The sequence below is a fragment of the Micromonospora sp. SL1-18 genome (assembly GCF_047921505.1).
In the GTDB taxonomy this organism is placed as follows: domain Bacteria; phylum Actinomycetota; class Actinomycetes; order Mycobacteriales; family Micromonosporaceae; genus Micromonospora.
This window is the reverse complement of sequence record NZ_JBLROA010000032.1, coordinates 1-24,949: the sequence shown is the minus strand read 5'-3', so window position 1 is coordinate 24,949 and position 24,949 is coordinate 1. Positions and strand designations below refer to the sequence as shown.

At 72.3% G+C, this 24,949-nt stretch carries 20 protein-coding genes, 1 tRNA gene and 1 pseudogene; 9 read left to right on the top strand and 13 right to left on the bottom strand.

All coding sequences use genetic code 11. The annotated features are described in order from the left end of the window. Nucleotides 1-186: 186 nt before the first annotated feature. The 7 genes from ACNAW0_RS17250 to ACNAW0_RS17220 all read right to left on the bottom strand — a co-directional run bounded on the left by ACNAW0_RS17250 (nucleotide 187) and on the right by ACNAW0_RS17220 (nucleotide 8,046). Nucleotides 187-1,695 (bottom strand): serine/threonine-protein kinase, encoded by a 1,509-nt coding sequence (locus ACNAW0_RS17250; RefSeq protein WP_416288901.1) that lies wholly within the window; start codon nucleotides 1,693-1,695, stop codon nucleotides 187-189. A 30-nt stretch (nucleotides 1,696-1,725) separates the two neighbouring features. Further along, nucleotides 1,726-2,196: a hypothetical protein gene (locus tag ACNAW0_RS17245; protein WP_416288900.1), complete on the bottom strand. Its 471-nt coding sequence runs from the start codon at nucleotides 2,194-2,196 to the stop codon at nucleotides 1,726-1,728. Nucleotides 2,197-2,409: 213 nt separating this feature from the next. Further along, a complete protein-coding gene (locus ACNAW0_RS17240; RefSeq protein WP_416288899.1) occupies nucleotides 2,410-5,988 on the bottom strand; it encodes an adenylate/guanylate cyclase domain-containing protein in 3,579 nt (1,192 codons plus the stop codon). Continuing rightward, on the bottom strand, nucleotides 5,985-6,785 hold the full coding sequence (locus tag ACNAW0_RS17235; protein ID WP_416288897.1) for an MBL fold metallo-hydrolase: 801 nt from the start codon (nucleotides 6,783-6,785) through the stop codon (nucleotides 5,985-5,987). Before ACNAW0_RS17235 ends, ACNAW0_RS17240 begins: the two co-directional genes overlap by 4 nt. Nucleotides 6,786-6,914: 129 nt before the next feature. Beyond that, nucleotides 6,915-7,376 carry a RidA family protein gene (locus ACNAW0_RS17230; RefSeq protein ID WP_416288896.1) on the bottom strand — a complete coding sequence of 154 codons (462 nt, stop codon included), beginning with the start codon at nucleotides 7,374-7,376 and terminating at the stop codon, nucleotides 6,915-6,917. Nucleotides 7,377-7,381: 5 nt separating this feature from the next. Continuing rightward, nucleotides 7,382-7,537, bottom strand: a complete 156-nt coding sequence (locus ACNAW0_RS17225; RefSeq protein ID WP_013736319.1) for a DUF4177 domain-containing protein — start codon at nucleotides 7,535-7,537, stop codon at nucleotides 7,382-7,384. Between the two features lie 59 nt (nucleotides 7,538-7,596). Then, nucleotides 7,597-8,046 carry a hypothetical protein gene (locus ACNAW0_RS17220; protein WP_416288895.1) on the bottom strand — a complete coding sequence of 150 codons (450 nt, stop codon included), beginning with the start codon at nucleotides 8,044-8,046 and terminating at the stop codon, nucleotides 7,597-7,599. 392 nt (nucleotides 8,047-8,438) lie between these two features. Here ACNAW0_RS17220 and ACNAW0_RS17215 point away from each other — a divergent pair, with 392 nt between their 5' ends. Genes ACNAW0_RS17215 through ACNAW0_RS17205 form a run of 3 tightly spaced genes read left to right on the top strand, consistent with a single transcriptional unit; the run spans nucleotide 8,439 to nucleotide 11,305 of the window. Further along, nucleotides 8,439-9,095: a hypothetical protein gene (locus tag ACNAW0_RS17215; RefSeq protein ID WP_416288894.1), complete on the top strand. Its 657-nt coding sequence runs from the start codon at nucleotides 8,439-8,441 to the stop codon at nucleotides 9,093-9,095. Nucleotides 9,096-9,121: 26 nt separating this feature from the next. Continuing rightward, nucleotides 9,122-10,099, top strand: a complete 978-nt coding sequence (locus ACNAW0_RS17210) for an ArsA-related P-loop ATPase (protein ID WP_416288893.1) — start codon at nucleotides 9,122-9,124, stop codon at nucleotides 10,097-10,099. A 54-nt stretch (nucleotides 10,100-10,153) separates the two neighbouring features. Further along, nucleotides 10,154-11,305: an ArsA family ATPase gene (locus ACNAW0_RS17205; protein WP_416288892.1), complete on the top strand. Its 1,152-nt coding sequence runs from the start codon at nucleotides 10,154-10,156 to the stop codon at nucleotides 11,303-11,305. 30 nt (nucleotides 11,306-11,335) lie between these two features. Here ACNAW0_RS17205 and ACNAW0_RS17200 read toward each other — a convergent pair whose 3' ends face one another. Then, complete coding sequence (locus tag ACNAW0_RS17200) at nucleotides 11,336-11,656, bottom strand: WhiB family transcriptional regulator (RefSeq protein WP_091199158.1); 321 nt, start codon at nucleotides 11,654-11,656, stop codon at nucleotides 11,336-11,338. Between the two features lie 401 nt (nucleotides 11,657-12,057). Here ACNAW0_RS17200 and ACNAW0_RS17195 point away from each other — a divergent pair, with 401 nt between their 5' ends. Further along, nucleotides 12,058-14,508 (top strand): penicillin-binding protein, encoded by a 2,451-nt coding sequence (locus ACNAW0_RS17195; protein ID WP_416288891.1) that lies wholly within the window; start codon nucleotides 12,058-12,060, stop codon nucleotides 14,506-14,508. Nucleotides 14,509-14,574: 66 nt separating this feature from the next. Here ACNAW0_RS17195 and ACNAW0_RS17190 read toward each other — a convergent pair whose 3' ends face one another. Continuing rightward, nucleotides 14,575-15,030 (bottom strand): GatB/YqeY domain-containing protein, encoded by a 456-nt coding sequence (locus ACNAW0_RS17190; protein WP_416288890.1) that lies wholly within the window; start codon nucleotides 15,028-15,030, stop codon nucleotides 14,575-14,577. Nucleotides 15,031-15,055: 25 nt separating this feature from the next. Between ACNAW0_RS17190 and ACNAW0_RS17185 the strand changes: the two genes are divergently transcribed. Continuing rightward, the gene (locus ACNAW0_RS17185) at nucleotides 15,056-15,949 is read left to right on the top strand and encodes a metallophosphoesterase (protein WP_416288889.1); all 894 of its coding nucleotides are present in this window, start codon (nucleotides 15,056-15,058) and stop codon (nucleotides 15,947-15,949) included. A gap of 72 nt (nucleotides 15,950-16,021) precedes the next feature. Further along, nucleotides 16,022-16,098: transfer RNA gene (locus ACNAW0_RS17180), tRNA-Pro, on the top strand. A 141-nt stretch (nucleotides 16,099-16,239) separates the two neighbouring features. Here the strand turns inward: ACNAW0_RS17180 and ACNAW0_RS17175 are convergent. Next, nucleotides 16,240-18,258 carry a DUF6541 family protein gene (locus ACNAW0_RS17175; RefSeq protein WP_416288888.1) on the bottom strand — a complete coding sequence of 673 codons (2,019 nt, stop codon included), beginning with the start codon at nucleotides 18,256-18,258 and terminating at the stop codon, nucleotides 16,240-16,242. A 242-nt stretch (nucleotides 18,259-18,500) separates the two neighbouring features. Here ACNAW0_RS17175 and ACNAW0_RS17170 point away from each other — a divergent pair, with 242 nt between their 5' ends. After that, nucleotides 18,501-19,613 carry a calcium:proton antiporter gene (locus tag ACNAW0_RS17170; protein ID WP_416288887.1) on the top strand — a complete coding sequence of 371 codons (1,113 nt, stop codon included), beginning with the start codon at nucleotides 18,501-18,503 and terminating at the stop codon, nucleotides 19,611-19,613. Between the two features lie 84 nt (nucleotides 19,614-19,697). On the opposite strand, the gene ACNAW0_RS17165 is transcribed toward ACNAW0_RS17170, so the two are convergent. Continuing rightward, nucleotides 19,698-20,171 (bottom strand): hypothetical protein, encoded by a 474-nt coding sequence (locus ACNAW0_RS17165; protein ID WP_416288886.1) that lies wholly within the window; start codon nucleotides 20,169-20,171, stop codon nucleotides 19,698-19,700. A 110-nt stretch (nucleotides 20,172-20,281) separates the two neighbouring features. On the opposite strand from ACNAW0_RS17165, the gene ACNAW0_RS17160 reads away from it, so the two are divergent. Next, on the top strand, nucleotides 20,282-21,568 hold the full coding sequence (locus ACNAW0_RS17160) for an MFS transporter (RefSeq protein ID WP_416288885.1): 1,287 nt from the start codon (nucleotides 20,282-20,284) through the stop codon (nucleotides 21,566-21,568). A gap of 97 nt (nucleotides 21,569-21,665) precedes the next feature. Here the strand turns inward: ACNAW0_RS17160 and ACNAW0_RS17155 are convergent, their stop codons facing one another. Next, nucleotides 21,666-23,408, bottom strand: a complete 1,743-nt coding sequence (locus ACNAW0_RS17155; protein WP_416288884.1) for a bifunctional metallophosphatase/5'-nucleotidase — start codon at nucleotides 23,406-23,408, stop codon at nucleotides 21,666-21,668. A 314-nt stretch (nucleotides 23,409-23,722) separates the two neighbouring features. Further along, complete coding sequence (locus tag ACNAW0_RS17150) at nucleotides 23,723-24,502, bottom strand: phosphodiesterase (protein ID WP_416288883.1); 780 nt, start codon at nucleotides 24,500-24,502, stop codon at nucleotides 23,723-23,725. 172 nt (nucleotides 24,503-24,674) lie between these two features. On the opposite strand from ACNAW0_RS17150, the pseudogene ACNAW0_RS17145 reads away from it, so the two are divergent. Then, nucleotides 24,675-24,949 (top strand): annotated as a pseudogene (locus ACNAW0_RS17145) (GGDEF domain-containing protein); the annotation flags it as partial.

Sequence of the window (24,949 nt, the reverse complement as noted above, 5' to 3'; positions counted from 1 at the left end):
GGTCGGTCGAGGACACCTCGACCCCCGTCACTCTAGGGATCACCGACAACGGCGGTCGCCCGTCAAACGCAGATCAGCAGGACAAATTGCCGACTGATGTACGAAGTTTTCTTGCTCGACACGTTTCGCCCTCTGGCACCCGCCGGGTACGCGGTGCGGACCGGCAGCAGCGGAAGACGCCCGGGCTCAGCGACCGGTGATGGTCGGCACGGCGAGCGCGTCCACGCCCTGTCCGGCCAGGCAACGGTAGCTACGGTCCATGTCCGTCCCGGACGGGGGCAACACCTCGAGGTTCCAGCCGGCCGCCTCGTCGATGCCGCTGACCAGCCGGAAGGTGCGGACGTTGCAGACCTGCTGGACGGCCGGGTCGGCGACCACCACCGCGTGACCCGCCCCGGTCAGCGTCGCGGGCAGGTCGCCCACGGCGTACGTCTCCCAGGTGTGCCGGCCGTCGCACGGCACCCGGGTCGCCTCGGCCCGGTCGCGGCGCAGCCGTACCGGCCCGAAACACTCCAGCTCGGACGCGCAGCGGGCACCCGTCGGCAGGCGTACGCCCCCGGCCGCGCAGCCCGGCAGGGCCTTCAACCCGGTCGGATCGGCGATTTCGCTGACCACCGGCGTCGGCGGCTCCAGGCCCGGCAAACCGCTGGCGAGCCAGGCTCCCGCGCCGGCGGAGGCGGCCAACGCGAGCACCCCCAAGCCGCCGAGGAACCAGCGACGCGGCCACCGCCGGTCACGCGCGGGCGCGGTCGGGTCGTCCTCCGTGGGCGGGCGCGGCGCCGGCTGCCCCGTCCGGCCCACGACGTACGGCCCGCCCAGGCGTGCCGGGGCGCCGGAAAACGGTACGCCGCCGACCGGGGAGACGCCCGGATCGAGCGGGAGCGCGGCGCGCATGCCACCCAGCTCGACGGCCGACGGGCGCTCCCCCGGGTCGTTGGCCATGCCGAACCGCAGCACGTCGATCAGCTCGTCGGGCACCCCGGGTAGGCCGGGGATCGGCTGGTTGAACATCTCCAGCACGGTGACCAGGCTCGGGTTGCGCTCCGACTGCCAGCGCGGCGGCCGGCCGTGCATCACCGCGTAGAGGGTGGCGCAGAGCGCGTAGACGTCGACCGCCGGCGTCGGCGGACTGTTGTTGAACATCTCCGGCGGCGCGTACGCCGGGGTGAGCACCTCCAGGGTGACCGAGGCGTCGCGCACCTCGGCCAGCACCGCCAGCCCGAAGTCGGCCAGCACCGCCGGGTTGAAGTGGGAGTAGAGGATGTTGGCCGGCTTGACGTCCCGGTGCAGCACCCCGGCCGCGTGCGAGTGGGCGAGCGCGTCGGCGATCTTGACGCCGAGGTCGCGGGCCTCCACCGGGCCCAGCGGCGAGGTACGCATCCGCTCCGCGTACGTCCCGTCACAGAGCTCCATGATCAGGTAGGGATGCTGGTCGACGGTGACCCCGACGTCGAAGAGGTCGACCACGTGCGGATGAGAGGACATCTTGCCGGCGGCCCGCGCCTCGCGCAGGAAGCGCGCCTGGTCCCGATCGCTGTCCAGCGTGCGATTCTCCACCTTGACCGCGACCTCGCGCCCCACCGAAATCTGGGTGGCCCGGTAGACGGTGGCGTAGCCGCCGCGGGCAAACACTTCCAAATCGGTTAGACCGGGCACGATGGGCAGCCGCAGGGCGCCGGGCGGGGTCTCGGTCACGGCTCGAAAATACCCAACGATCCCGGTCGCTCAGTGCACCGTGTCAGCCGCTGGCACGGAGCCCGCCCCGGCGGTGGTGTCGTCCGGCGTACCGTCGCCGGCCGCCCGGCGGGCATCCCACCAGAGGCCGACGGCCGTCGCCACGGCACCAAGCCCCTCCCAGGCGGCCACCCCGAAGAACCGGCCCGGAGCCACGTCGGAGAGCACCGCGATGCTGAAGACAGTGAACGTCACCAGCCGGAACCAGACCGTGAACCGGAAGAACGGCCGCCACTCGGTGGCGGCGGCGAGCAGGTAGTAGACCCCCATGTTGAACGAGGCCATCGAGGACGCGGTGAGGAACGTGCCGGTGTAGTCGCCCGGGGCACGCTCGGCCGGAATCTCGAAGCCCAGCATGCGTAGCTGGGCCTCCGGCCAGATCAGCCCGAGCGCGCCGAGTACCAGCGCCAGGACCCCGAAGACCGCCATCGTCCAGCCGGCACCCGAACGCGGCAGTCTCATGTGTCCTCCCCACCCGCGACCGTCGCCGTGGACGGCCTCCTCGGCCACCGAGGCTAGCCGCCACTCCCCGTCGCCCATATCCCCGAAACCGCCAAACCTGCCCACTCCCGCCAACTCGTGACCGCGGGTTCACGGAAAGTGCTACCTCACGACGCGAAATGGCCACGTCTTCCGCGAATCTGTGCGGATCTTGAGGGCACCCCGCGGGACGGGTCAGGTGGCGAGGCGGGTGTAGAGGGCGTCGGCTGCGGGGCGCTCGCCGCACTGCTCGGTGGCGTACGCCAGGCGGACCGCCTCCTCGGCGCTGGCCAGCGCCTCGGCCGGGCGGGCGCAGGCGGCCAGCGCCTCGGCCAGTACGCAGGCCCCGATCACCTGGCTGCGGACGTCCTCGGCCGGGGTGGCCACGGCGCGCTGTGCCCAGTCCAGCGCCTGTTCATGCTGGCCGTGGGCGAGCAGCGCGGACGCGTACCGGGCCATCGTCTGGCGGCGGGAGAAGAGCAGCGACGGGGTGTGGGCGGCGGCGGTGGCGACCGGGGCGAGCAGCCCCACCGCGGTCGCCGAATCACCGGCGGCGAGCCGGGCCATGGCGAGCAGCACCCGGGGCCCCACCTGGGCGGGAGCCTGCGGGTTGTGCGGCTCGACGGTGGTCAGCACCGACCGGGCGTCCCGCTCGGCGGTCTCGCTGTCGCCCAGTTCCAGGGCCACGAACCCGCGCAGCGTGCCGGCCATCCCGGTGAGCAACGGGTGCGACGTCCGGTTGGCATACCCGAGCGCGTCGGTGAGCAGGTCCGCGGCGTGCTCGGGCGCACCCAGCCCACGCGCCACCACCCCGCGGACGACCAGCGCGAACCCCTGCCCCCAGTCGTCGCCGACCTCGGCGAACTCCCGGTACGCCCGGCGCGCCCCCCGGTCGGCCTCGGCCAGCTCGCCCAGTTCGGCGGTGGCGTACGCCTCGACCGCCCGGAGCGTGCCGACCGCCCAGGCCTCGCCGACCCGTTCCCCGAACGGCAGGAACACCCGCGCCAGCCGGGAGGCCTCCCGCAGCCGACCGTCGAGCAGCCGGGCGAAGGCGGTGGTGCCGCGCAGCCAGGCCCGCCCGTACGGGTCCCCCAGCTCGGCGAAGAGCCGGGCGGCCCGGCCGAGCACGGCGTCCGCGCCGGCGAAGTCGCCCCGGGTGGTGGTCACCCACGCCAGGTTCTGCAACGACCACGCCTGCCCGCGCGGATCCCCGGCGGAGAGACTCAGCTGGTAGGAGGCGGCCAGTCGGCTGCTGGCCTGCCCCAGCCGGCCGGCGATGAAGTCGGCCATGCCGAGCCGGCGCATCGCCGAGGCGCGCATCGCCGGCAGCTCGGCCGCCGTGGCCACCTGCAACGACTCCTGCCAGCAGCGCACCGCCCGGTCAGCGTCGCCCACAGTCTGGTGGGCCTGCCCGGCGAGCAGCAGCGCACTGGCCCGGGTGGCCGCCGCGTCCCCGGCGTTGGCCGCGATCTTCTCGGCCGAGGCGAGCGCGTCGTTCGGGCGTCCGATCTGGAGCAGTGCCCGGGCGTGCACCACCTGGTCAGCCAGCGGCAGTCCGTCCCGGGCCAGCTCGGCGGCCCGTTCGGCGTGCTCGACGGCCAGGGCCGGCTCCCCGGAACGCAGCGCCCGGCGGGCGGCCCGGCCGAGCGCGGCCACGCCCAGCGGGGCCACCGCACGGGCCGGCGCGTCGGGACGCAGCTTCACCGCGTCGGCGAGCGCGGCGGCCCGCTCGACGTGCTCGGCGACGAAGTCGTCCCGGGCGGTCTCGGTGAACCCGCCGGCCGGGGGCGCGGCGGCGTCGGCGCTCTCCGCTGCGGCCCAGCGGGCCAGTACGGCGTGCCGCTCGGCCAGCTCCGCCTTGCTCACCCCGGCGTACGCGGCCTCCCGCATCAGCGGGGTGGCGAACGCATACCCGGTGCGGATGCGGTGCAGCATGCGGCGTTGCAGCAGCTCGTCCACGGCCCGGTCCAGCTCGACCGCGGCCACCGCCGCCGGCCGGCCGTCCCGCCCGACGCGCTGCTCACGGAGCGCCTCCAGCGCGCCGGCCGGCACGGTGTCACCGATCACCGCGGCGTCCCGCAGCACCGACCGGGCGTCCGGCGGCAGCGCGTCGATACGCGCCGCGAGCACGGCGGCCAGGTCCCGGGAGAGCAGCCGGCTGCCCAGCGAGCCGGGGGCGAGCCGCCAGCCGACCGGGGGGTTCCGGTCCGGGCCGGGGGTCAGCGCCCCACGCTCCATCAGCAGGGTGACCAGCTCGGCCAGGTAGAAGGGGTTGCCCTGCGCGGTGGCGAGCAGTCGGTCGGCGTCGGCCTGCGACAGCTTGCCGCCGCCGAGGTAGCTGGTGAGCAGCCGGGCCGCGTCCGCGCCGCGCAGCGGGGGCAGCGCGTGCACCTCGGCGTCCGCGACCCGGGTCAGCGCGCCGGCGGTCCGCACCAGCTCGGGGCGGCCGAGCAGCAGCACCAGCACCGGGCCGGTCAGCCGGGACAGGGTCAACCCGAGCGCGTTGATCGTCTCGGCGGTGGCGTCGTGCAGATCGTCCACCACGATCACCAGGGGCGCCTCGACGGCGAGCACGCTGAGTAGGTCGGCGACCGCGTTCGGCACCGCCTCGGCGTCCGATGGCGGGGCGGCGGCGTTCCAGTCGCCGTTCTCGCCGGCGGCCGGGAGCTCGGCGTACCCGAGCAGCGCGAGGAGCTGGTCGACGGCGAGCGGGGGCAGGTCGCCGGGGAGCCGGCCGAGCCGCTGCCCGAGCCGGCGCAGCCGCTCCTCGACCGCCGGGCGGGTGAGTGCGGTGGAGGCGTCGTTGGGCAGGCCGACCGCGGCCCGGACCAGGTCGGCGAGGGGGGCCAGCCGGCGCCGCTCCCCGAAGGCGGCGCAGCGCACGGAGAGCACCCGGGCACCGGTGTGTGCGGCGTACCGGCCCGCGCCGACGTCGTAGCCGGCGGCGAGGCGTTCCACCTCGGCGGCGAACCGGGACTTGCCGATCCCCGCCTCGGCGGTCATCAGCAGCACCCGGGGCTCGCTCCGGTCGATCACCTCGGCGAGCCGGCCGGCGACCCGGCCGATCTCGGTCTCCCGGCCCACGAAGGGCGCCTCGTCGCCGAGGCCCGACCGGGTGCCCGGCGCGTCCAGGAGACCCAGCAACTCGTACGCCTCGACCGGCTCGCGCTTGCCCTTGAGCCGCAGCGGGCGCAGCGCCCGCCAGGAGGCGACGTGCCGGGCGGCGGCGGAGGTGCGGGCCCCGGCGTACACCGCGCCGACGGCGGCGGCATCGGCCAGCCGGGCGGCGGTGTTCACCGTGTCGCCGATGACGGTGTACTCGATGGCGGCCTGGATGCCGGCGATCACGTCGCCGGTGTTCAGCCCGACCCGCAGGCCGAGCGGCGCGCCGCCGCCGCGCTCGTCGTCGAGCACCCGACGGACCGCCCGCTGCATGGAGAGCGCGGCCCGGACCGCCCGCTCGGCGTCGTCCTCGTGCGCGACGGGCGCCCCGAAGACGGCCATGATCCCGTCGCCGGTGAGCTTGTCGACGTGCCCGCCGAAGGTCTTGACCGCACCGGCGAGGGCGGCGAGCACGCGGTCGGTGACCGCGCCGACCCGTTCCGGGTCGAGATCCTCCGACCAGGAGGTGAAGTCGGAGAGGTCACCGAAAAGCACGGTGACCACCCGACGCTCGGCGGCGGGCAGCGTCGCGGCGGCTGGCAGCGCGGCCCCGCAGTTGTGGCAGAACCGCGCGCCGGGTACAGCGACGGTTCCGCACACCGGGCAGGTCACGGCTGCTCCACTCCGAGATATTCGAGCTGCGCGCGGACCGACCACTCGGCCGCCCACCAGAGCGACCGGTCGACGTCGGCGTAGACCCTGGCGACCACCTCCGGCGCGGTAATGGCCCCCTCGGCCACCGCGGCGCGGACCTGGTCGAGCCGGGCCCGCCGGTGGGCCAGGTAGAACTCGGCCGCCGCGCCGCAGTCGGCCAGCGCCGGGCCGTGCCCCGGCAGCGCCGGGACCCCCCGGTACGTCGACAGCAGCTCCAGGCTCGACAGGTAGTCACCCAGGTGCCCGTCCGGGTGGGCGACCACGGTGGTGCCCCGGCCCAGGATGGTGTCGCCGGTGAGCACCGCCCGCTCGTCGCCGTGCTCGACCAGGAAGCAGACCGAGTCGGCGGTGTGGCCGGGGGTGTTGAGCAGGCGGATCTCCAGCCCGAAGCCACCGAAGTGCTCGCCGGGCTCGGTCAGCGGCTCGCCGCCGATGGTGTGGGCCGGGTCGGCGGCGAGAACGTGCGTACCGCCGAGCAGCTCGCTCAGGCGGGCCGAGCCCTCGGTGTGGTCCGGGTGCCCGTGGGTGATCAGCACCAACCCGACCGGGCCGTACGCCGCGATCGCGGCCAGGTGCTCGTCGTCGGCGGGGCCTGGATCTACGACGACCGCGTGCTCCGCGCCGGGGGCGCGCAGCACCCAGGTGTTGGTGCCGTCGAGCGTCATCGGCCCCGGGTTCGGGGCGCGCAGCAGCGTCGCCCACTCCGGCAGCTGGTCCGCGAGGGCCCCCGCTGCGCCGGTCACATGCCCGCCCATGGCAGCGATCGTACGACCCCGCTCGCCACTCCCCGCGATCTTGCAGTTCAGGCCACTGGTTTGTGGTCGTTCACGGCTTTTACGCCGGCCGAAACCGCAAGATCGCGGGGGCTGAGCAGGGCGGACGGGTCAGGCGACCTCGACGATGGCCTCGACCTCGACGGGGGCGTCGAGGGGAAGCTCGGCGACGCCGACGGCGCTGCGGGCGTGCCGGCCGGCCTCGCCGAAGACCGCGAGGAACAGGTCGGAGGCACCGTTCATCACGCCCGGCTGGCCGGTGAAGCCCGGCGCGCTGGCCACGAAGCCGGTCAGCTTGACGATCTTGACGACGTTCTCCAGGCCGACCAGCGAATCGATCGCGGCGATGGCGTTCAGCGCGCATCGCTGCGCCAGGTCCTTCGCCTGCTCGGCGGAGACGCCGGCGCCGACCTTGCCGGTGGCGAGCAGCTTGCCCTCCGCCATCGGCAGCTGACCGGAGACATAGACGTGCTGCCCCGACTGGACGGCCGGCACGTAGCTGGCCACCGGCGGCACCACCTCGGGCAGGGCCAGGCCCAGCTCGGCGAGCTTCGCGTACGGTCCGTTCGCCATGCCGCTCACGCCTTCGGCCGCTTGAGGTAGGCGACGAGCTGCTCCGGGTTCGGGCCGGGAACCACGGAGACAAGCTCCCAGCCGTCCTCGCCCCAGTTGTCGAGGATCTGCTTGGTCGCATGGACCAGCAGCGGCACCGTGGCGTATTCCCACTTCTGCATGCGTGAAGGCTCCCTTGCCTGAATTACTTCGGTCAGGGACAGCCTACGATCCGGCGATGCTACCGGGGCACGGGACGCTGCTCGGGCGTCGTGGGTGGCTCGCCGCAGGGGCCCTGGTGGTCGTACTGCTGGGGGCACCGGGTGCGATCGGGCAGCAGCAGGTCGCAGAAGACCCGGTGTCGGTTGTTCTGGTCGTCCGCGGTGGAGACGGTCGTCTCGCCGGCGTCCAACTCCCTGAGGAAGCCGAGCGAGGTGGCCACGGTGCCGGCCAGCGCGGCCGCCGCGGTCAGATCGGCGACCCGGACCGGCAGGTGGATGACATAGCCAGGCTCCTCCTCGTCCCGGCCCCGCTCACCGGGCCCGACCAGCGCGCGAGTCACCTCGACCGGCGGCCGGTACGACCGTTCGTTGAACGGCAGCCCCGTACCGGTCCCGTCGGCGTCGCCGCGCCGTCCCGCCCGCTCACCGGGGCGGAACTGGCCTCGAGGGATGTCCTCCGCGTCGCGCATAGCCTTGCCTCCGGGCGTCGTACCTGCTCAAAATCACCATCGTCCGGCTCGGACTCGCCGGCGGTCCGCCCCCGCGTGCGACGAAACTAGGATCTGGCAGACGACCCCGGCAACGAGACGCGCAGCGCCGGTCACGTTCAGTCACATATGCGACAGACGTCCGGTCGGGGAAGCGACGGCGTTCTCCCGTTCGCCCCAGTGCGCGGACCGCGCGCCCGTCCGGGTCGACGGGGACCGACCGGGGTACGGGGACCGACCGGGTACACGGGACCGACCGGTCCTCCACCGACCGATACCCTTCCGGTCTGGACGGGCATCCCGCGCTCGCCCGCCACGCCCGATCACGCGTCGGTCGCCATCGGCGGCGACGGCACCGCACCTTGGGGGGAGACATGACCCAACCGCCCATCGGTGGCGCAGCCGGCTCGCCCGGCGGTCCGGCCCACCCCGAGCCGCCCGCCGGCGCCACGCCACCCCCCGGAGCCATCCCGCCCGCCGGGGCCTTCGCCCCGCCGCCGACGTCCGGCCACCCGCCGTACCCGAACCCAGCCGCGCCGTACCCGAACCCGGCGGCGCCATACCCGAACCCGAACCCGGCGGCGCCGAAGCAGCGGCGCGGACTGCTGATCGCCTCGATCGTGCTGGCCGCGGCGATCCTGCTCTGCGGCGGTGGCGGCACCGCCGCGTTCCTCACCCTCCGCCAGGCCGAGGAGGGCCAGGGCGCGAAGGAGCCGGCCGTCGCGGTGGACGGCTTCCTCGCCGCGGTCTACCGGGACCAGGACGCCGAGAAGGCGGCCACCTTCGTCTGCTCGGCCGCCCGCGACGACAAGAAGATCGCCGATAAGGTCGCCGAGGTGCGGAAGTACGCGACGCAGTACCGGAATCCGCGGTTCCGCTGGACGACTCCGAAGGTGGACAACCGGACCGGCGACCGGGCGACCGTCACCACCAAGGTCACCATGACCACCGCGGACGAAAAGGTGGCCGACCAGGAGCTGCGCTTCACCGTGGTGCAGAAGACAGGTTGGTGGGTCTGCGAGGTCTCCTGAACCCGGCGGCTGGGTAGGCTCGACCGGTGGCAGCAGCTGAACGGCCGGCCGAGTCCGCCGGCACCGGGTGGCCGGCCCGCCTCCACGTGGTGACGGGCAAGGGCGGCACGGGCAAGACCAGTGTCGCCGCGGCGCTGGCCCTCGGGCTGGCCGCCGGCGGCCGGCGGACCCTGCTCGTCGAGGTGGAGGGGCGGCAGGGCATCGCCCAGCTCTTCGGCACCGATCCGCTGCCCTACGAGGAAGGGCACCTGACCGACGCCCCGGGCGGCGGCGAGGTGCGGGCCCTGGCCGTGGACGCCGAGGAGGCGCTCCTGGAGTACCTGGACCTGTTCTACAAGCTCGGCGCGGCCGGCCGGGCGCTGCGCAAGCTGGGTGCCATCGACTTCGCCACCACCATCGCCCCAGGCCTACGGGACGTGCTGCTCACCGGCAAGGTCAAGGAGGCGACCACGCGGACCAACGGGCAGCGTCGGGTGTACGACGCGGTGGTGCTGGACGCACCGCCGACCGGGCGGATCGGCCGCTTCCTCAACGTCACCGCGGAGACCGCCCGGCTGGCCAAGGTCGGCCCGATCAAGACCCAGAGCGAGGGGGTCGCCGCGCTGCTCCGCTCGCCGATCGCGGCGGTGCACGTGGTGACGCTGTTGGAGGAGATGCCGGTCCAGGAGACGGTCGACGCGATCACCGACCTGACCCAGCTCGGCTTCCCGATCGGCCGGGTGATCGTCAACGGCGCCCGGCCGCCGGTGCCGGCCGGGCGCGAGGTGACCGCGGCCGAGCTGAGGCGGGGGCTGGCCGTTGCCGGCCTGCCGACCGACGCCCGGACCGTGGCCGGCCTGGCCGAGGAGGCTCGGGACCAGCAGGTACGCCGGGAGCTGGAGGACTCGCTCCGGGCCGACCTGGTGGAGTTGGGCCTGCCCCTGACCGAGCTGCCGCTGCTCCCCGAGGGAGTCGACCGGGCGGGGCTGGAGACACTGGCCGGAGCGCTCGTCCGGGCGGATTGACTCACACCTGCGGGCAGCACGCGGCAGAGACACCCGGTAGCCCGATACGCTCGATTGGTGCCTTCCGAAGCCGCGGCGCCACCGCTGGACGTCGACCAGATTCTCGCCGATCCTGGCGTACGGATCGTGGTCTGCTGCGGCGCGGGCGGGGTGGGCAAGACGACGACCGCGGCCGCGCTGGCGCTACGGGCGGCCGAGCGGCACGGCCGGCGGACGGTGGTGCTCACCATCGACCCGGCACGCCGGCTTGCCCAGTCGCTCGGCCTGACGGAGTTGGACAACACGCCCCGCCAGGTCAAGGGGATCGACGTCGAGGACAGCGGCGGTGAGCTGCACGCCATGATGCTCGACATGAAGCGGACCTTCGACGACGTGGTGCTGGCGCACACCGATCCGGCGAAGGCGGCGGAGATCTTCGCCAACCCCTTCTACCAGGCCATGAGCTCCACCTTCGCCGGCACGCAGGAATACATGGCGATGGAGAAGCTGGGCCAGTTGCACGCCCGGGGCGAGTGGGACCTGATCGTGGTGGACACCCCGCCGTCCCGCTCGGCGCTCGACTTCCTGGATGCGCCGGCCCGGCTCTCCCGTTTCCTCGACGGCCGGATGCTGCGGCTGCTGCTCGCCCCGGCGCGCACCGGGGGGCGGAGCATGTTCAGCTTCGTCACTGCCGGTTTCGGGATGTTCTCGAAGGCGGTGCAGAAGGTGATCGGGGCGCAAATGCTCACCGACCTCTCCGGCTTCGTCGCCGCCCTGGACTCGATGTTCGGCGGCTTCCGGCAGCGGGCCGAGCAGACGTACCGGATCCTGCAGGCGCGGGAGACGGCGTTCCTGCTGGTCGCGGCCCCGGAGCCGGACGCCGTCCGGGAGGCGGCCTACTTCGCTGGCCGGCTGCGCGAGGAGCGGATGCCGCTGGCCGGCCTGGTGCTCAACCGGGTGCACCGGCCGGCGGTGCCGGAGCTGAGCGCGGCCGACAGCGTGGCCGCGGCGGAGCGGCTGGCGCGCGACGGCGGGCACGCGGGCACCGTCGAGGTGCTGCGGGCCCACGCCACGCTGGCCCAGCAGGCGCTACGCGAGCAGAGAGTGTCGGCCCAGTTCACCGCGGCGTTCCCCGCGGTGCCGATGGTGTCGGTGACGGCGCAGCCCGCCGACGTACACGACGTCGACGGGCTGCGGACGATCGGCGAGGCGATCAGCCGGCGGTGAGCCGCCAGGACCGGCCGGGCGGCACTTTGGTCAGTTGGCCGAGGTCACCAGGATCTTGTCCTTGCCGGCCTTCTCTTTGGCGTTCTTCTTCATCGCCGCCTCGAACATCTTGCGCCAGCTGGTCACCTGCGGGTGACGGCGCAGCAGCGCTCGGCGCTCGCGTTCGGTCATGCCACCCCACACACCGAACTCGATCCGGTTGTCGAGCGCATCGGCCAGGCACTCGTACCGGACCGGGCAGCTCCGGCAGATCCGCTTCGCCACGTTCTGTTCAGCGCCCTGTACGAACAACGCGTCCGGGTCCCCGTTCTGACATGCCGCCAGTGACGGCCAGTCAGCGATCATGCCCATCTGTACACGTCCCCCCTTGCATCAACCACGACTTCGCGCGACCAGCCGTCGAATTCCCCCCGGTCGTCCCGCCGGCCTCCCCCAGGGCGGCACGGACGACATGTGGCTCTGTCGCCGCCATCATCATGCTCGGTAGTCACCCGATTACGCAACGTTGTCGGCGAAATCCATCATTCCGGACACTCCCGGCTTCCCGGGCCTACGCCCGCCGTCTACCCTGTCGGGGTACGTGAAAACCCTGCGCCGCTCCCCCGTTCGGTGGAGACTTCACGCCAGGTTCCCGCAACCACGCACCAGGGTTCGTGCGTTTAGCACAACGAGGCCGGCGCGCGCAGGAAATGGGGAAAAGACGCCCCAGCGCCCCTCGTTCCCTACTCGCGTACCCTGTCGAGGTGACCTGGATGCGGAAACGTGACCACAATGTGCTGACCAACGCCGCATCGCTACTCATCTGTGGCCTGTTGGCCGGCGTGGTGGTCGCCGCGGCGGCCTTCCCCGTGGTGGCGATGTCGGGGCTGGCCGCCAAGGCGGGCGCGCAAACCTTCGACGCGCTGCCGAAGAAAATGAACGAGGCACGCTCCCCGCAGATCAGCTATCTGCTCGCCGCGGACGGCAAGACGCCGCTGGCCACGATGTACGACGAGAACCGCCGCGACGTCAAGCTCAAGGACATCTCGCCGTACATGCAGAAGGCGATCATCGCGGCCGAGGACCACAGCTTCTACAAGCACAACGGCGTCGACTTCAACGGCGTCGCCCGGGCCTTCGTCAACAACAGCTCCAAGACCAGCTCCCGGCAGGGCGCGTCGACGCTGACCATGCAGTACGTCCGGCTGGCCATCTCCTACTCGGCGACCCACCCGGCCGATGTGGTGGCCGCGACCGAGGACACCAGCGCCCGCAAGCTGCGCGAGATGTCGCTGGCCCTCCAGGTGGACAAGGAGCTCTCCAAGGACGAGATCCTGGAGCGCTACCTCAACCTCGCCGCCTTCGGCAACGGCGCGTACGGCGTCTACGCCGCCAGCCAGGTCTACTTCGGCAAGCCGCCGAGCAAGCTGGACATCCAGGAGTCGGCGCTGCTGGCCGGGCTGGTGAAGGCACCGACCGCGTTCGACCCCACCACCGCGTCCGGCTACCCGGAGGCGGTCGGCCGGCGGGACTACGTCATCGACAACATGCAGCTGATCAAAGCCATCACCCCGGAGGAAGCGACCCAGGCCAAGAAGATCACGCTGAAGGTCAACCACAAGCGCACCCCGAACGGCTGCGTCGCCACCAACACGCAGACCTGGGGCTTCTTCTGCGACTACTTCTACCGCTGGTGGCTGCAGCAGGAGACGTTCGGCTCCACCACGTATGACCGGGAGCGCCGGCTGAAGAGCGGTGGCTACACCATCACCACCAGCCTCGACGTGCAGGCGCAGAAGGGCGCCGACGCGGCGGTGCGCAGGCACCTGAGCGTGAATAGCAAGGCCGCCCGGATGCTCGCGGTGATCGAGCCGGGCAGCGGCCGGGTCCGCGCCCTCGCGACCAACCGGAACTTCAAGCTCGATGACCCGGACAACCCGCAGAACAGGCTCTCCAGCAATCCGAAGAAGGCCAAGAGGGGCATCCGGGGCAGCTATCCGAACACGGTCAACCCGCTGATGAGCGGCGGCGGCGGCTACCAGGCCGGCTCGACCTTCAAAATCTTCACGCTGGTGGCCGCGCTGGAGAAGGGCTACCCGCTCGCCTACACCATCAACGCGCAGCAGCAGTTCAGGTCCGAGTACCCCGTCGAGTTCAACTCGCCGGCCGCCTGCGAGGGCACGAGCCTCTACTGCCCGAAGAACGCCAATCCGAAAATGGCCGGGCCGCACACCATGTGGAGCGGGTTCGGCTTCTCGGTCAACACCTACTTCGTCGCCCTCGAGCAGCAGGTCGGCGCGGAGAACGTGGTGAAGGCGGCGCAGAAGCTCGGCATCACCTTCCGCAACTCGGACGACGCCCTGCTCGCCGCGAACGCGCACACCTGGGGCGCGTTCACCCTGGGCGTCTCGCAGACCACGCCGCTGGAGCTGGCCAACGCGTACGCCACCCTGGCGGCGGACGGCAAGTACTGCGAGCCGATCCCGGTCCAGGAGATCCGCGGCCCCGACGGCAAGAAGCTCGACATCGCCAACCCGCGCTGTGAGCAGCGGATCAGCACGCAGGTGGCCCGGGCCGCCGTGGATGCGGCCCGCTGCCCGGTCGGCGACAACTCCTCGACCTCCAAGTGCGGGAGCCGCACCGCGGGCGAGGTCCGCGGCATCGTCAAGGCCCCGGTGGCCGGCAAGTCCGGCACCACCGACTCGGACAAGACGTCGGCCCTGGTCGCGATGACCAAGCAGTACGCGGTGGCCGGCATCCTGGCCGACCCGGACTGGCCGCAGACCAATCAGAAGATGGGCCACAAGGAGCTGGACGGCATCAACCGCCCCGTGCAGGAGACGCTACGGGACGCGATGGACGGCAAGGAGCGCATCGAGTTCACCCCGCCGAGCGGGAAGATCGTCCTGGGTGACCAGCGGTCCATCCCCGGCGTCAAGTGCGAGTCGGTCGAGACCGCCAGGTCGCGGCTGCGCGGTGCCGGCTTCGAGCCGACGGTGTCCAGCAGCAAGGTGCCGTCGGAGTGCCCGGCCGGCACCGCCGCCGGCACCAGCCCGGACGGTAAGACCATCAAGGGCGGCGTGGTGACCATCGAGGTCAGCTCCGGCCAGCCGGCTCCCGGCGGCAGCCCCACACCCGGCACCAGTCTGCCGCCGAACGGCAACGGCAATGGGCCCGGACCCGGCAACGGCAACGGCCGCTGGCCACGACTGCCGGGCAACTGATTCGGAGCAACGACAGGGGGCGGGCGCCCCCCAAGGGGTGCCCGCCCGCTTCGTCTTCGGCCCGGATCAGAGGCCGAGCTGCCGGCGTACCTCGGCGGCGACCCGGCCACCCTCGGCCCGGCCGGCCACCGCGGCCTGGGCCGCCTTCATGGCCGGGCCCATCTGCGCCTTTCCGGTGAGGCCGCCCGCGGCGAGCGCACCCCCGACCAGCTCGGCCAGCTCGGCGTCGGAGAGCTGCTTCGGCAGGTAGCGATCCAGCACCTCACCCTCAGCGGTCTCCTTGCTCGCCTGCTCGGTGCGGCCCGCGTCGGCGAACGCGGTGGCCGCCTCGCGCCGCTTCTTCGCCTCCCTGGTCAGCACCGCGAGCACCTCGTCGTCGCTGAGCTCGCGCTTCTCTTTGCCCGCGACCTCGGCGTTGCCGACGGCCGCGAGGGCCATCCGCAGCGTGGAGGTGGTCAGCTCGTCGCGCGCCTTCAGGGCGGCGCGCATGTCGGCGGTGAGACGATCCTTCAGCGTGCTCATGGGTGGTCAAACTACCCTGAACGTCATGCGAAAGCGCACACTATTCCGGCTCGCCGCCGGGACCGCCGTCGCCGGCGCCGCCGCCCTGGCGTACGCGTCGCTCGTCGAGCGCAACATGTTCACCCTGCGCCGGTACGACGTACCGGTGCTCCCGACCGACGCCGAGCCGCTGCGCGTGCTGCACCTGTCGGACCTGCACATGACACCCAACCAACGGCGCAAGCAGGACTGGGTCGCCTCGCTGGCCGCCCTCGACCCGGACCTGGTGGTGGTCACCGGGGACAACCTGGCCCACCCCGACGCGCTCCCCGGCGTGCTGCGCGCCCTGCAACCGCTGCTCGACCTGCCGGGTGCCTTCGTCTTCGGCTCCAACGACTACACCGGCCCGGTGTGGAAGAACCCGTTCACCTACTTCCTGCCGGACCGGGAGTACACCGAGGGCGTGCCGCTGCCGTACGAGGAGCTGCGCGACGTCTTCACCGGCGCCGGCTGGGCGGACCTCAACAACGCGCGGACCACCCTGAAGGCCGGTGGCCGGGAGATCGAGCTGGTTGGCGTCGACGACCCCCACATCGGGCGTGACGACTACGACGCGGTGGCCGGGCCGGTCAGCTCCGGAGCGGCGCTCGCCATCGCCCTCAGCCATTCCCCGGAACCGGTCGTGCTGGACCGGATGGCCGCCGACGGCTTCGGACTGCTGCTCGCCGGGCACACCCACGGCGGCCAGGTCTGCGTACCCGGCTACGGCGCGCTGGTGACGAACTGCGGCCTGCCCCGCTCGATGGCCCGCGGGCTGCACCGCTGGCCCGGCTCGGATTCCTGGCTGCACGTCACCGCCGGCCTCGGTACGCACCCCACCGCGCCGGTGCGCTTCGCCTGCCCGCCCGAGGCGAACGTGCTCACGCTGATCCCCCGCTGAGCGACCCGCTCCGGGAGTGGGGTACCGAGTTTGACCATCGGAGCGGGTGGGCTACTATTTGTCGGCACGCCTCGGGGTGTGGCGCAGCTTGGTAGCGCGCTTCGTTCGGGACGAAGAGGTCGTCGGTTCGAATCCGGCCACCCCGACCAGAGGTAACAGCAGGTCAAGGCCCCTCCATCGAGGGGCCTTGACTGGTTTCGAGGGGATCACCGCTACCCGGAGGCAGCGAGACGGCCGCAGCCGGCGTGGCGCCGGCAGGGCCCGCCCGGCACCGCGTCCCGAGCACCTGCTCATCCGGCCGAGCGGCAGGCTCGGCCCGCCTCGGTCACCCGGTAGATCTTGAGCGTGCCCACCTGATGCACCAGGGCCAGCCGATCCGAGACCGCGACGCGTTGCGGGTCGTAGCTCCCTCCGGTGGGCTCGAGGCCTCCGCCCACCACGAGATATTCGAGGTCGAACCGGCGAACCTCGCAGCCGCCCGGCTGGGCTCCCTTCTTGTCGACCAGCCAGTCCCATGCCCTCGACCGTCCCGAGTAGTAGTCGGCCTCGGCGGCCGGCACCGGTTCGATACCGAACAGCCCCGGCACGCCGTAGTCGACGTAGAACCACGCGAGGTAGTGCCGCCGGTCAGCGGCGATCGCCTTGCCGGGCGGCGTGTTCTCCGCGAGCCACTGGAAGACCGCGCGGTAGGACCCGTCGACCGGAGCAAGGCTCTCGAAATGGGTACGCAACGGCCGCCAGGAGGCGGGTATTGCGGCAAGAACCGCCAGGCTCAGCACCACGACCGAAGCGGCCACGGCAGCCGGTGCGGCCGATTCGCGCAACCTGGCCGCCCGGGCGACGAGCCTCACCAGCAGCCACTGTACGGCGAGCCCGACAGCGACCGCGCCAGCCACCGTGAGCACGCCGTACACCGGAAAGATCAGCACCCGTAGCCGCTCCCGGCTCCCGTACCAGAGGCTGGCGACGAAGGCTGCGGACGGGGAGTTCGACATCGTCGTCCAGATCCCCACGGCGGTGAACACAACGCCGGCGAGCAGCCATGGCCGGGCCCAGCGCAGCTGACGGAAGACCAGGCACAGCGGCGAGGCGACGAGACAGGCGATGGTCAGCACCAGGGCGCCCCGGATCGTCGGCACGCTGAGCTGGAAGTCGCCTCCGCCCGGTGACGGGAAGCCGAAGAGCACATAGCGCTGCGGGTCGGTGACCCAGTATGCGAACGCTTTGCCGAACTGGCCGGGAAGTGCGGCGGCGTACGAGGCGCGTTCGCCGTTCGCTCCGGCCAGCGCGGCGAGGAAGGGGCCGACGGCCACCAGGCCACCTACGGCGGCCGCTCCGGTCCCGGCGGCGCTTCGACGCAGGGCCGGCGGCCCGTCCACCAGGAGAAGAAAGCCCAGAGCCAGTACGCCGGCCAGGAAGATGTCGTAGGTGTGGCTCATGATCAGGCCCGCGCTCGCGAGGCCGGCCAGCAGACCCAACCGGACGGGGTGGGGGCCCCGCAGGGCCAGGGCGACGAGCAGCGCGATGCCCACCGCCATGCAGGGACCGGTCAGCTGGGTGATCCGGCCGAGGACCGCGGAGAACCAGAACGGGCCGAGAAAGGCCGGGGCCGCCGCCGCGCAGGCAGCGACGACCGGCCCGCCGCGCAGGACGCGGACAGCGGCGTACACGCCGGCGACCAGGATGAGTGGCCCGACCAGAATCGACCAGGTGGTCATGGCCTGGCTGATGTGGCCGCCCGACAGCTGGGCCGCCTGCGCCCACGAGACGTTCGCGGCCGCCGGATAGAACCCGCAGGTCGGAATCGAATCGATGGACGTGCTGCAGGCCGACGAGACCGTGGCGCTGCCCGTCTCGAGGATGCGCCGGCTGAAGTAGCCGTGGTGCATGGCGTCCCAGCCGGGCGGCGCGATGAGCCCGCCGAGCATCAGCCAGCCGAAGCTCACATTGATGGCCGTGGATACCGCGACGCCGATGATGTCAGCGCGCCGGGGCCGAACGGACCGTAGCCGGAAGCGCCACAGGCGGGGTCGTTCGCCAGGGTTTCCCACGCTGGGCAGGCCGCGGGCGACGAGTCGCGAGGCAAGGATCGCCGCCCCGGCAAGGACCACCTCCACGACGAGAACCGACATCGCGCTGTCGGGCAGGCCGAGCTTCGGTAGCCACCCCATCGCCACACTGGTCAGCCCCAGGGTCAGCGCGGGCGCCGACGCCCAGACGGCCCAGCGGTAACGGCCGGGCGGAAGGACGAAACCGAGCAGCGCCCCAGGGACGACGGCCACGACCAGGGCGACGACACTCGTCAGCATGAAAGTCCTTCCGGGGGCACGAAATCCCATGTCGTCCTGGACCTCGACGGTCAAGGCAACCGCGACCTTGTAGGCGGGACTTTCGCAAGGCGTAGATTACCCTGGCTCGATGGCTGGGCGGGCCCCGGAAGGGTGTGGGGCGGCGGTCCGGATCGGCCTGATCCGGCAATCGGCGGTGACTCGTTGCGACCTCGCCGTACGGGCGGCGGCAGGTGATCGACTCACCTGGCAATCTTGATGGCATGGCCGCGCTGACCCGCTCCCGCCTGACCGACTGGACCACCCTCGTACCCGTGATCGCGGTGCTGGTGCTCGCGGCTTCCTGGGGTCGCCACCTGCCCGGCGGGCTGATCGCGGTGGTGGCCGCGCTGCTGGCCGGCGCGGTGCTGGCCGCCGTGCACCACGCGGAAGTGGTGGCGCACAAGGTGGGAGAGCCGTTCGGCTCGCTGCTGCTCGCCGTGGCGGTCACGGTGATCGAGGTCGGACTGATCGTCACGCTCATGATCAGTGGCGGGGACAAGACTCAGGCGCTGGCCCGAGACACCGTCTTCGCCGCCGTGATGATCACCTGCAACGGGATCTTCGGCCTGTCGCTGCTGATCGGCGCGCTGCGTTGCCGGGTCGCGGTCTTCAACCCGGAGGGCACCGGTGGCGCGCTGGCCACCGTGGCCACGCTCGCCACCCTCAGCCTGGTGGTGCCGACCTTCACCATCGGCAGGCCGGGCCCGCAGTTCTCCCCGGCGCAGCTCACCTTCGCGGCGGTCGCGTCGCTCGCCCTCTACGGCCTGTTCGTCATGGTGCAGACCGGCCGGCACCGCGACTACTTCCTCCCGGTCACCGAGGAGGGCAACATCCTGGCCGTCGACGCCGACGGCGACGGGCACGCCGACCCGCCCTCGGCCCGTACCGCGCTGGCCAGCCTGGCGCTGCTGCTGGTCGCCCTGGTCTCGGTGGTCGGCAACGCGAAGATAATCTCTCCGGCGATCGAGGCGGGCGTGTCCGCGGCGAACCTGCCGCAGGCGTTCGTCGGGGTGGTCATCGCCCTGCTGGTGCTGCTGCCGGAGACCGTCGCCGCGGCCCGGGCCGCCCGGCGGAACCGGGTCCAGATCAGCCTCAACCTGGCCCTCGGTTCGGCGATGGCGAGCATCGGCCTGACCATCCCGGCCATAGCGCTGGCCTCGATCTGGCTGGCGGGCCCGCTGGTCCTCGGCCTCGGCGGCACCCAGCTGACGCTGCTCACGCTCACCGTCGTGACCGGTGTGCTCACCGTGGTGCCGGGTCGGGCAACCGTGCTCCAGGGCGGGGTGCATCTGGTCCTGCTCGCCGCGTTCGTCTTCCTCGCCGCGAGCCCCTGACGCCGGGCTTCGTCGGCGACAGCCGGTAGCCCGCCGTGACGGCCCCGTACCGCGCTGAAGCCGGTCGGATCCGCGGCCCGCGGTTCAGTCGTGCAGCTCGGTACGGGCCACCTCGGCGAACGCGGCGGCCAGGTAGCCCGCCAGCGGCCGGCCGGTGACCGCCAGCAGGTCGGCCACGAGCAGCGGGGCGTGCCGGGCGACCGCGGCCGAATCGGGCGGGGTTTCGTCGTCGGCCGGTTCGTACACGCCGAGGGCGCTCGCCAGCAGCACCAGCAGCACGTGCGGGTCGACGTCGGGCCGCCACGGCGCGGTGGTCCGGACGCAGCGCTCCAGCACCTGGCGGACGTCGTCCCCAGCCAGCCCGTCCGGTTGGGTCTCCTCCAGCAGCAGCCGGACCACCCCGCCGAGCACCAGTCCGGCCCGGTCGGCGGCGGCGAGCCGCTCCACCGCCGGCCCGTACGCCCCGGCGTCCCGGTCGGAGGCGGCGGCGACGGCGCCGGTGACCGCCGTGGCGATCTCGCGGGCCGGGGCGGGCAGGTGGCGCCAGGTCACGGTCACCGGGCCAGCATGCCAGACACCGTGTTCTTGCTCACCAACTGGCGCTACGGGGTGCGGAACCAGCGTTATCCGCTCGCCGCTCGTCGTACCCCTCGCCGAGAATCCACCTCATGCTGCGCCGCGCCCTGCCCGCCCGTCCGGAAGCCCGTCGGATCCTGCTCGGCACCCTGCTGTCGGCCGTCGGGCGCGGGCTGACCCTGCCGTTCCTCTTCATCTATCTCACCGACGTACGCGGCCTGACCGACAACCAGGCCGGCCTGGTAATCGGTTGGTTCGGCGCGGTGACCCTCGCCCTGTCCCCGCTGGGCGGGACGTTGATCGACCGGTTCGGCGCCCGCCGGGTGGTGCTGCCCTGCCTGGCGGTCGAGGCGGTCGGCACCGGCTCGCTCGCGCTGGTCGACTCGCTCGGGTCGGCGTTCGCGGTCGCCACGCTGATCGCGGTGGGCGGCTCGGCGATCTGGGCCGGGCAGACCACCATCCTCGCCTCGCTCACCGGCGACGGCGAGCGGCAGCGGGTGTTCGGTCTCCAGTTCGCCCTGCTCAACCTCGGCATCGGAGTGGGTGGCCTGATCTCCGGCGCGGTGGTCGACATCGCCCGTCCGGTCACCTTCCAGGCCATCTACCTGCTGGACGCGCTGAGCTTCCTGATGCCGGCCCTGATCCTGCTGACCCTGCCGCACGTCGGGCACCGGCTGGCGCAGGCCTCGGCCACGGGCACCGGGCGGTCCGCCGGCGGATACCTCACCGTGCTGCGTGACCGGCCGTTCCGGCGGCTGGTCATCTTCGGCTTGGTGCTCACCACCTGCGGGTACGCGCAGGTCGAGGTGGGTTTCGCCGCGTACTCGGTCCGGGTGGTGGAGGTGACGCCGCGGGTGGTGGCCTGGGCGCTCGCCGCCAACACCGTGATGATCGTGCTCTCCCAGCTACTGGTGATCCGCCGGATGGAGGGGCGCAGCCGGGCGCGGGCGCTCGCCGCGGTGGGCGCGGTCTTCGCGGCCGCCTGGCTGGTGCTTGGCGCGGCCGGCCTGGTCGGTACGGGAAACGCGCTGGTCGCAGCGTTCGGCGTGGTGGCCTGCTCGGCGATCTTCGGGTTCGGCGAGATGATGCTCTCGCCGGTGATGCCGGCGTTGACCAACGCGCTCGCCACCGACGAGCTGCGGGGGCGGTACAACGCGATGAGCTCGATGATCTTCGGAATCAGCGGGATCATCGGCCCGGTCACCGCCGGTCCGCTGCTCAGCGCGGCGCACGGGCGGCTCTGGGTGGCGTTCGTGGTGGGCGGCTGCCTGGCGGCGTCGGCGCTGGCCCTGTCGCTGCACCGGCTGCTCACCGCCGCCCAGGACGGCCGTACCACCCCAGCCCCGGCCACCCCCACGCCGGAACCCCTCCCCGCCTGACGACCGACCCCCGGGATAGGGCGGCGACCGGCCGAGACACACGAAACGGGCCCCGGAGCGCGGATGCTCCGGGGCCCGTCGTCGTACCGGGTCCGCGTCAGGCGGCCGGGACCTCCGCGGTCGTCTGGATCCGGTCCAGCGCCGGCGGCGAGACCGGCGACTTCTCGGTCAGGTACGCCACGAAGGCGTCCAGGTCGATCATGCCGGTGACCTGGTTCTTGCCATCGGGGAGGACGCTGAAGCCGTCGCCGCCCCCAGAGAGGAAGTTGTTCACCGTGACCCGGTAGGTCGCGGTGTCGCTGACCGGGGTGCCGTTGATGGTGAGGCTGCCGCGGACCACCCGGGTGCCGCTGCAGGGCGCGGTGACGGGCGCGGTGGTGCCCTTGGTGTCGACGACGTAGTGCACGGTCGAGGACGCGTACAGCACGCGGGCGACGGTGAACTGCTGCTCCAGCATGCAGTAGAGCTGCGCGCCGGTCAGGTCCAGGGTCACCAGGTTGTTGGCGAACGGCTGGACGGTGAACGCGTCGGCGTAGGTGACCTTGCCGGCGCCGAGGTCGGCCCGGACGCCGCCCGGGTTCATGAACGCGGCGACCGCGTTCTGCTCGTTGTCGGTCGCGGCGAGCTGGGCGTCAGCGATCAGGTTGCCGAGCGGCGACTCACCGGTCTGGTAGGTCGGCTTGCCGTTGGCGTCGACCCCGGTCTGGTACAGGTTCTCCTGGGTCTTGGTGATCGCGGCGGTGGTCTCGCCGACCACCTTGTCGGCGACCGGGCCGAGGGCGGTCTTGTAGTGGTCGATCAGCGCGGTGCTGGCCTGGTCCTTCGGGATGTCCCGGGTGACCACGACGTTGTTCGCCTTGGCGCTGATCACGTCGCCGCTGCGCCGGTCGAGCTTCAGGTCAATTTCGGTGACCAGGCGGCCGAAGGAGCTGGCGCTGGTGACCAGCTTGCCGTTGATGTTGCAGTTGTACGCGGCGTGGGTGTGCCCGCTGACGATCGCGTCGATGGCCGGGTCCATCCGGTTGGCGATGTCGACGATCGGCCCGCTGAACCCGGTGCAGTCGTTGATGCCGCCGCCGTTCTGCACGCCACCCTCGTGCAGCAGCACGACGATGGCCTGCACGCCCTGGGCCTGCAGGATGCGGGCGTACTTGTTGGCGGTCTCCGCCTCGTCGGCGAAGGTCAGGCCGGCGACGCCCTGCTGGCTGACGATCTGCGGGGTGCCCTCCAGGGTCATCCCGATGAAGCCGACCTTGATCCCGTCGATCTTCTTGATGCCGTACGGCGGCAGCAGCGGCTGGCCGGTGGCGGTCTTGAAGGCGTTCGCCGAGAGGTACTTGAACTTGGCGCCCTTGAACGGGGTGCCGTCGGCACAGCCGTCGACCGGGTGGCAGCCGCCGTTCTGCATGCGGAGCAGCTCGGTGGCGCCCTCGTCGAACTCGTGGTTGCCGACGCTGCTGAACTCGAGCCCGGCGAGGTTCATCTCCTCGATGGTGGGCTCGTCGTGGAAGGCCGCGCTGAGCAGCGGGGAGGCGCCGATCAGGTCACCCGCGGCGACCGTGACGGTGTGCTCCCGCTGCTCCTGGGTGGTGCCGCGCAGCTTGGCGAGGTGGGCGGCCAGATACTCCGCGCCACCCGCGGTCTTGCCGTCGATGGTGCCGCTGGAGCCGGTCGGCGGCTCCAGGTTGCCGTGGAAGTCGTTGATGGCGAGCAGCTTGACGTCGACCGGCTTCGGATCGGCCTCGGCCTGGTCGGGGTGGACGGCGACCGCGGTGAACGCGGCCGTGGCGAGCGCGGCCAGGCCGACGGCGGCCCGGAGACGCATCCCGGGGACGGACATGGAACTCCTCGTGAGATTGGCGCATGGGTGTCCGGACGATGGTTCGCCCGGTGGCCCTGATCCGTGCCGTGACAGGGCTCGATCTTGGGTGGCGAAATCGGGGGATGCCACCTGCGGGGGAAAGCTTCTCATCCGCCGGGCCATCGGTCGACCGGGCCGTCCATCAGGATGGTGGACAGGGCTGGTGGCCTGCACTAGTCAGTCCGATGAGTCCGACATGACCGGCTGGTGAATTTCCGCACATACCGCAACGCCCTGCTACCCGTCTTCAGGGGTGCCGGCGCCGCGCCGAGCCGGAGATCCCGACGGCCGAGTCAGAACCAGCAGGTCGGCCCGGCGGCGTGACTCACCTGGACGGTGTGCGTGACGCAGCCGTCGCCGTCCACCCGGTGCAGCAGGAAGGCGGTCGGTTCGGCGACCAGCCCGATCTCGGGCTCGTCGGTCATCGTCAGGCTCACCTGCACCCAGGTGCTCGGCGCGGTGGTCAGCACCGTCCCGGCGAACGCACTGGTCACCGGGCGGTGCAGATGACCGGCGGCGACGCGTACGACATGGGGGTGGCGCGCGATCACCGCGGCGAACGCGTCGGCGTCGGCGAGCCGGATGGCGTCCATCGCCGCCATCCCGACCGGGACCGGCGGATGGTGCAGGCACACCACGGCGGGCACGTCCGGCCGGCCGGCGAGCACCCCGTCGAGCCAGCCGAGCTGCTCGTCGCCGAGCCGCCCGGCGTCGTCCCCGGGGGCGAGTGAGTCGAGCACCACCAGCGTTCCGTCCGGGTGGTCGACGTGGTAATACGCCAAGAAGCCGCCGCCCAGGTAGGGGGTGCCGCCGAAGGTGTCGAGCAGCGACTCGCGGTCGTCGTGGTTGCCGAGGGCGAGATGGACCGGCAGCGGAAAGCGCCCGATGATCTCGCGCAGCGCGACGTACTCGTCCGGACGGCCGTTGCCGACCAGGTCGCCGGTGATGACGACGCAGTCGGGCCGGGGTCGCAGCGCCAGCACCCGGCCGAGGGCGCGGTGCAGCCCGGAGGCCTGGTCGGTGGCGAGCGGGCCGGTGGTCACGTGCGGGTCACTGAGCTGGGCGATGAGCATCGACGCCTCCTCGGGCCCGGGACTCTCACGCTATCGCCGCTGGCCGCGCCGCGCGGCCCGCGTACCCACAGGCCGTGTCCACATCCTGTGGATAGCACATGTGTACGAAGGCCGCGGGATGACCCGCTGAGTACCCTTGATCGCACCCCCGGCCTCTCTGACCAGGAACGACGTGGATCACGAGCAAGTCGTCCGAGACGTCACCGTCCGCCTCCCGATGGCGTCGACCGCTCTTGAGGCGTGCGAGTGGACCGTCACCGCGCTCGCCCGGTACACCCCGGCGGCGATCTCGATCCTGCTCCGGGCGCACGACCGGCTCCGCTGCGTCGCGGCCACCGGCGCCTGGCAGGTCTTCTCCACCGTGCCGTCGCAGAGCGGGAGCCACAACTCCGGCACCGCTGGCGGCCATAATTCGGCCTCCGCGCCGCCAGGCGGCACTCCGGACCG